General features: G+C 71.2%; 6 protein-coding genes. All 6 read right to left on the reverse strand.

All coding sequences use genetic code 11. The features are described 5' to 3' along the window. Nucleotides 1-195 precede the first annotated feature (195 nt). The 6 genes from AC5LUJ_RS20425 to AC5LUJ_RS20450 all read right to left on the reverse strand — a co-directional run bounded on the left by AC5LUJ_RS20425 (nucleotide 196) and on the right by AC5LUJ_RS20450 (nucleotide 6,472). Nucleotides 196-1,263: a TolB family protein gene (locus tag AC5LUJ_RS20425; RefSeq protein ID WP_250285695.1), complete on the reverse strand. Its 1,068-nt coding sequence runs from the start codon at nucleotides 1,261-1,263 to the stop codon at nucleotides 196-198. Beyond that, nucleotides 1,260-2,597 (reverse strand): MFS transporter, encoded by a 1,338-nt coding sequence (locus AC5LUJ_RS20430; protein ID WP_250291595.1) that lies wholly within the window; start codon nucleotides 2,595-2,597, stop codon nucleotides 1,260-1,262. Before AC5LUJ_RS20430 ends, AC5LUJ_RS20425 begins: the two co-directional genes overlap by 4 nt. 5 nt (nucleotides 2,598-2,602) lie before the next feature. Further along, the gene (locus AC5LUJ_RS20435) at nucleotides 2,603-3,490 is read right to left on the reverse strand and encodes an alkaline phosphatase family protein (RefSeq protein ID WP_250291593.1); all 888 of its coding nucleotides are present in this window, start codon (nucleotides 3,488-3,490) and stop codon (nucleotides 2,603-2,605) included. 699 nt (nucleotides 3,491-4,189) lie between these two features. Next, nucleotides 4,190-4,390 carry a hypothetical protein gene (locus tag AC5LUJ_RS20440; RefSeq protein ID WP_493465537.1) on the reverse strand — a complete coding sequence of 67 codons (201 nt, stop codon included), beginning with the start codon at nucleotides 4,388-4,390 and terminating at the stop codon, nucleotides 4,190-4,192. Between the two features lie 270 nt (nucleotides 4,391-4,660). Continuing rightward, nucleotides 4,661-5,482, reverse strand: coding sequence for an iron-containing redox enzyme family protein (locus AC5LUJ_RS20445; protein ID WP_493465538.1), 822 nt, complete (start codon nucleotides 5,480-5,482; stop codon nucleotides 4,661-4,663). A gap of 264 nt (nucleotides 5,483-5,746) precedes the next feature. After that, a complete protein-coding gene (locus AC5LUJ_RS20450) occupies nucleotides 5,747-6,472 on the reverse strand; it encodes a class I SAM-dependent methyltransferase (RefSeq protein ID WP_250285690.1) in 726 nt (241 codons plus the stop codon). Nucleotides 6,473-6,868: the final 396 nt, after the last annotated feature.

Here is a 6,868-nt window from a genome sequence, read left to right on the forward strand (position 1 = left end):
CGCATGAGAGGCCGGTTCGTACAATGCCGGGCCTCCTGAACTGACCAGCATTGACGGTCACTCTCGGTGCCAGGCGCTGTTCGTCGGGCATCCGCCGCGGCCGTCCGGCGTCGATTCTGGACGTCGCCGCCCGCTACACCACCGCCAAGCCCGTCTGACCCGGGTCGCAGGAGGACGCCCGTGGCGCGCGGGCGGTCAGCCGATCACGGCGGGTGCGAGCGCCGCGGTCGTCAGCCGGGTGGGGCTACCTGTGCCGTCGGCCGGGATGGTCCACAGATCCGAGCCGTAGTCACCGGCGAGAGCGTAGACGAGGGTGCTGTTGTCGAGCCAGACGGCCTGGTCGTCAACACTTCGGTGTTCGCCGAGCGGTGTCTCCCGCATGTCGCGCAGGTCGAGGACGTACTCCCGCCACGGCGCGTCCGCGGAGGCTTCCGGCACCCGTTTCTTGAACGCCAGCCGGGTGCCGTCGGGCGACAGCGACGGGCACTCGACGTTCTCGCGCAGGGTGGTCACGGTCCTGGCCCGGACGTCCCCGCGCACCAGGTAGGTCTTCCCGCGGGTGGCCAGGGTGGCGTAGAAGTGGTCGTCGTCGGCGAACGTGACGCCCCAGAAGTTGACGTCAGCGCCGCGGTACGCCTTATCATCCATGATCACCTGGTAGTCCTCCAGCGACTGCTGAAGCGTCCAGGTGCGGGTGTCGAGGATCGAGGTGCGGGTGGAGAACTGGGTACCCGCGTAGGAGTCACCGCTGACGAACACCGTCCACGCCACCATCCGGCCGCTGGGCGAGACCCGCGCCCGGGTGGGGATGCCGCCCAGCGGGAAATGCCGCTGTTCACGCAGCTCCGCGTCCAGCACCACCGCCCGGTATCTCTCCTCGAGCGTGCCCGGCAGCCGCTGCAGGCAGATGCCGGTACCGGCGGCGGCGTAGAAGCGCAGGCAGTGGACATCCGACGCGGTGCGCGGGCCGGCCGGCGCCGACGCGGCCACCGACACCAGCTCGTCCCGTTGCGGGCCCCAGAGCATGTTGCGGAAGACCAGCCGTTGTTGCCCGGTCGAGCCGGTGCCGGTGCCGGTGCCGGCGCCAGGGCCGGCGCCGGTCCCGGCCAGCGTGACCCGGCCGGCGGCCACCGACGGGCCGTCCTGCTGTTGGCGGTCCCTGAGCGCACCGCGCTCGGAGGCGTACCGCACCCAGCCGACGGAGACACCGCCGAGCAGGACGACGGTCAGGAACAGTACGACCAGCCGGGCGCGGTCCGTCATGTCGCGGCTCCCCGCGATGCCGCCGTCCCCAGTGCCCGCAGGGGCCGCGCAACCGCGCCCAACGTGACGCAGGTCGCCAGCGCGACCGTCGCGGAAGCCAACGCCGCGCGGTCCCCCCAGGCCGACCAGGCGGCCCCGAAGAGCAGCGAGCAGGCGAACCGGGCGCTTCCCTGCGCGGTCTGCACCAGGGCCAGGCCGCTGGAGCGCAGCCGCGCAGGCACCGAGACCGCGGCGGCGGCCATCAGCACCCCGTCCGTCGCGGCGTAGAAGGCGCCGTGCAGGACGAGGACGACGGCCAGCAGCGCCGCGTCGCCCACCGGCACGAGCAGCAGCCCGTACGCCACCAGCAGGCCGACGTGCCCGGCGAGAAAGACCCGCCAGCGACCGAACCGGTCGGCGGCCTGTCCGAACGGCACCGCCAGCAGCAGGAACGTCCCGGCCGTGGCGACCGGCAACAGCGGGAACCACTCCCGCGGCATGGCCAGGTCGCGCTGCAGCATCAGATAGAGGAAGGAGTCGCTGACGGTGGCCAGGCCGAGCAGCAACGCGCACAGCGCCAACCAGCGCAGATCGGGGCGACGCAGCAGGCCGAACGCCGCGCGCGCGGAGACGGCCGCCTCCTCCCGCGCGTCCTGGGCCGTCGCGTCCTGGGCCGTCGCGTGGCCGCGGCCCGGGGCGAACAACAGCAGGACCGCCAGGCCCGTCATGGCGATACAGAAGCTCACCATGAACAGGGCGTCGAATCCGTCAACCGCGGCCCGCATCACGAAAAAGGCGATGATCGGGCCCAGCAGCGCGCCCGCGGTGTCCATCGCCCGGTGTATGCCGAACGAGCGGCCCTGGGCTTCGGCCGACGACGCCAGGGAGATCATCGCGTCGCGCGGAGCGGTCCGCAGCCCCTTGCCGGTCCGGTCGGCCGCGAGCACCACACCGATCGACGCCACCCCGTGCGCGAGGAGCAGCGCGGGCTTGCACAGCGCGGACAGCCCGTAGCCGACCGCGGCGACAGCCTTGTGCCGTCCGCCGCGGTCGGCGAGATGGCCGCCGACAAGGCGGACCAGCGTGCTGAAGCCGTTGTAGATGCCGTCCAGCAGGCCGAAACCCAGCGGTGAGAGGCCCAGCTCCGCCACCAGGTAGAGCGGTAGGACAGCGGTGACCATCTCGGCCGAGACGTCGGTGAGCAGGCTCACCGTTCCCAGCACGAGGACCGTGCGCGGCAGCGCCCGCGCGACGGCCCGCGGTGTGACGCGAGGGGTGGGCGCCGCGGCCTGCTGGCCCGGGTCGGTACCCGGGCCAGCAGACGTGGGGACGGTGTACGCGTCCGCGAGGTACACGGACGCTAGCTCCAGATGCCGGTGATGTCCGACGCACTGGCGGCGTTACCCGCGTGTGTCGTCAGACCGGCCAGGTCCTCCAGGGTGCGCAGCAGGTTGTAGTGGTTGTAGGTCGTCGACGAGGAGCTGCCCGCGGTGACGTGCTGCCCGTAGAGCACCGTGGGGATGTGGTTGCCGTTGAGGCTGTTGTCCTCGTCGAAGGTCACGATGAGCAGGCTGTTGTGGGTCGTGGCCCAGGTGGCATAGGCGCCGAGCTTGTTCTGCAGCCAGGTGTCACCGGTGCTCACGGAGCAGTCGTGCATGTCGTTGCACAGGTTCGGGACGACGAACGATATCTTCGGCAGGGTCGAGTAGCTGGTCGGGAACTGGGCGAACGTGTAGGCGGTGTTCGTCGGCACGTTGCTGAACCCGAACCAGGGGTTGTGCTTCCGCGCGTACTTCGTGCTGCTGTTGGTGCAGATCGTCGAGCCCTGGGAGGGCAGGCCCTCGTTGTAGCTGCCCCAGGCGAGACCGGCCGCGATCAGCTCGGAGCCGAGGTTGGCGGCGCTGCTGAACCCGGGCGTGTAGCAGCTGTCGCTGGTGATGCCCTGGGTTCCCCCGGAGAAGAGCGCCATGTAGTTGGGCTGGCTGGGGTGGGTGATGGCGTACGACGCGGTGAGGTTCGCGCCGCCGGTCTTCAGTGAGTTGATGTAGGGAGCGCTGGAGCTGCCGATCACCTGGGAGTAGGCGTGGTTCTCAAGCACCACGACGACGACGTGGTCGGGTGTGGGGAGCGCCGCGGCGTGCGCGGGCTCCGCGCTCCACACACCAATCGACGCGACGGCCAGCACGACGGCGGCACCGAGCATGCTCAGTAGCCAGCGTGGACGCCGGACAGCAACGGCAGGGGACACGGGCGGACCTCCAGAATGGGTCAGGGGGAAAGCAGCGCCTGGCTGGGGAGCGAAGCCAGATTAGTGACGTTCCGCATCATCGTCAGTGCACCGGCAGCGACGGCTCAGCAAACAGGAGACGTCAAATTCCCCACCCTCCGGACTCGTTCTCGAGGGATGACCCGCCGGCTACCACGGGAAACGCCTGGACGAGTAGGAGTGACCGGCAATAGGCGCGGGTCCAGGAGATCGGCATGTGAGCAGGCACGGAACCCGGTGACCGTCGGATCGTCACATTCCGTGAGCGCTGGAGGATCTCATGCCTGCCGTCCCATCATCCTTGCCCGGCCCGATCTGGAGCTGGTTCGAGGCCCTGCTGACCCGGCACACCAGCGGACCGCCGCTCGAGTCCGGCCCCGCCCACCGGCCGGGCTGCCACCGCCGTCGTATCCCCGACCGGGCCGTCTTCGGGTACGTGCTGGACGCCCTCGTGCCCGGCCCGGGCGTGGTCACCAACCGGTCCGGCTCTGAAGGCCCTCCTCACGTCGTGGTCCGGGGACCGGTAGGTCGTTCAGGCCGTTGTGGGCTCGCCCGGGTGACATGGATGAGCCGGGCCGTGAGGGCGCGGCCGAGGCCCGGGTACCGCGGGCACCGACAGCACGGGCTCGGCACCATGAGCCTCGGCAGCGGCGGCATGCTCCGGCAGCGACGGAACGGGTCTCAGGCTGGGACGAGCTCGGCGTGGCGGTCGAAATGATGGTGGGCCGCCACCGCCGTGGTGAAGGCCGAAGCGAACTCGGCGGTTTCGGAGTCGGTGGCCGTGTGTCCCGCCAGGCTCAGAGTCACCACGCCGCGGTCGTCGACGAGGCGGCCATCAAAGGATGTCAGGTCGAGCTCCCTGGGCTGGACGAAGTTCGGCACCCGGCCGCGGACTCAGTCGGCACCCGCCGCGGACTCAGGATGACCAGCCGGGTGCGGCCAGCCCCGGCGCCGACGGGCTGGCGGCGGCCGTCGGGCGCGCCCGCGCGGGCACCACCCGTCCCCACCGCTCTCCCTTGGCCGCCGGGACCAAAACACATCCGGAACACATCCGGCCGCGGGACGGCACAAGAAGAAGACGACCAAGAAGAAGACGACCAAGAAGACGACCCCAGACGAACCTGCCGAGCAACCGCTGTTCATCGCCGCGGATCAGATCAGGGACGATTCCCCTCTCTCCCAGGCAGTCATGATTGCCTCGGCGGCGCGGGCCTCGACGGCCATCGCCGCCCGCGCGCCGAAGAGCAGGCCGGCAGCGAGGCCGGGCTCGGCCCGCACGAGGCCGGTGGCGAGGGCGTCGGCGGCGACCGTCTGGTGGTGGGCGTCCGCCACGACGTGCGTGTCGAAGAACAGACGGGCGGCCGGGGGCAGGCCGTGGCGGCGCAGGGCGGCGCTGTAGGCACTCATCGGCCCGACCGAGGTCATCTCGAACACGGCGAGATGACCGACGAGCGCGGCCCGGTGCTCGCGGTGCAGGCCGAAGAAGGACGGCACGTTGACGGTGGCGAGCGTGGTGGCCGGGACACGGTCAAGGTAGGCCCCGTACGCCGGGTCCAGTCCCAGGGCGCGCAGGGTGAGGCCGAAGAGGGTCTGGTGCATGTCCCGTTGGGCGCCGTGACCGTACTCGTCGGTCTGGATCTCGACCAGCGCGGCCTTCGCCGCGCCGGCCAGCCGGGGAATCGCCCACGAGTGCGGATCTGCTTCCTTGAGCTGGAGCAGGGAGCGGTGGACGGCGAACTCACGGAACTGGCCCAGCGAACCGCGTTCGGCGAGATACCCCGACAGCGACGGGCCGCCGGGAGCGTCGATGACGCGGCGCAGCGCGCCCGCGATCCCAGTCCGCGAGGAGGTCGCCCGGCTCGGTGCCGGGGGCGGCGAGGTCCACGTCCTCCCGCAGCCGGGCCAGGAGATCGCGTTCCAGGAGCCGGCGAAGCCCCAGCAGCGACGGCTCCCACTCCCAGCCGTCCGCCACATCGGCAAACCCGCGGTAGTGCAGCTCGTACAGGCAGTACAGGGTGAGGGCGGCGTCCTCACCGAACAGGGCGTCATCGTCGGCCGCGGGCACCCTGTCCACGGCATGGACCGGCCCGGCCAGAGCGGTGGTCAGAACGGCGCTGAGGGTGCCCCGCGGGCGCGGCAGGGGGCTCGGCCCGAGCTCGGCCGGGCTGAGAACGTCGCCGTAGCCGGCATCGTTCGGCCCGCGGAAGGCCGTGGTCACGGGCCGGGGGCGGGAGGCGGTCATGCCGGCACCGCCGCGGCGCCCGCGCTCAGCACCTGGGCCAGAACCACCGAGTCCCTCCCGGGCGGGTACGCACGGCTGTGGTCACGGATCCAGGTGACACCGGCGAGCAGGTAGCCCTCCTGGTGGAAGAATGCCTGCCCGGCGGCGGCAAGGGACTGGATGCGCCGCCACACCTCGGGGTCGCGGCAGTAGGAGCCGAACCTGATCGGGCGCGTCACCCAGTCCACCACCCGGTACCCACAGCGGGTCGCCTCCGCCAGGACGCCGAGCGGATCGGAGATCGAGGCGACCATCACCATCACCAGGTCGAAGGAGCAGCCCAGAATCCGGCAGGTCACTTCGGCTCCTCGCGCCCCGCCGTACAGGTCGGGAGCACCCGGCCGCCGCGGCTGCCCCGGCAGGTACGGGGGGTTGGCGACCACGCAGCGCTCCGTTGCCCCGCTGGCGTAGCGGAAGAAGTCCCCGAACTGGACGGTGTAGTTCACCGGCCCCTTCAGCTCCGTCAGCCGGCGGGCTGACCGGAACGCGTCGGGGTCGCGCTCAAATCCACGGACCTGTGCCAACGTCTCCGATCGGCCGACGGCCTCCAGCAGCGGGATCCCGGTACCCGCCCCCAGCTCCGCCACACCGGCGGCGGTGTAGGGACTCAGCTGTGCGCAGGACAACAGGCGCTCGACGCACCACGAATAGAAACTCGACTCCACCGGGTCGTAGAAAGCCATGTCGCTCCTGCCGTAGGTCGACCGGAGGCGGGCCGGCCCGGGCGGAACGGGCCACAGGGCCACAGGGCCACAGGCACCGCCGCCGCTGTGCGCTCATGGCCAAGTACCCGTCCGGCTCCGCCTTAACCGGGCGCAACGCCGGGACGCGCGTGCACGGCGCCCAACTCCCCGCCGGCCGGAGTGCCGAGGCGTACGTCAACGGCCAGAGCGGCTGGCATGCGGGCGATCGATGTCCCTGTCCCAGCAGGGAGATGAAGGTCGCTCGCCTCCTCCGCCGCTCCTCGATCGTCACCGTGAGCAGGGCCGATGGGGCGAACACCGTGGCCTGCGGCACCGGAACTGTGCTACCGGACCGGCACCGACCGCTCTCCGCTCAACCCGTGCCATCGTGGACTC

This window comes from Protofrankia sp. CiP1_Cm_nod3 (assembly GCF_982290655.1).

Bases quoted from the DNA above. Each gene is read 5' to 3' on its own strand.
- AC5LUJ_RS20425 (WP_250285695.1), bottom strand. From the start codon at position 1,263: ATGACGGACCGCGCCCGGCTGGTCGTACTGTTCCTGACCGTCGTCCTG.
- AC5LUJ_RS20445 (WP_493465538.1), bottom strand. From the start codon at position 5,482: ATGTGGCGGACGGCTGGGAGTGGGAGCCGTCGCTGCTGGGGCTTCGCC.
- AC5LUJ_RS20450 (WP_250285690.1), bottom strand. From the start codon at position 6,472: ATGGCTTTCTACGACCCGGTGGAGTCGAGTTTCTATTCGTGGTGCGTC.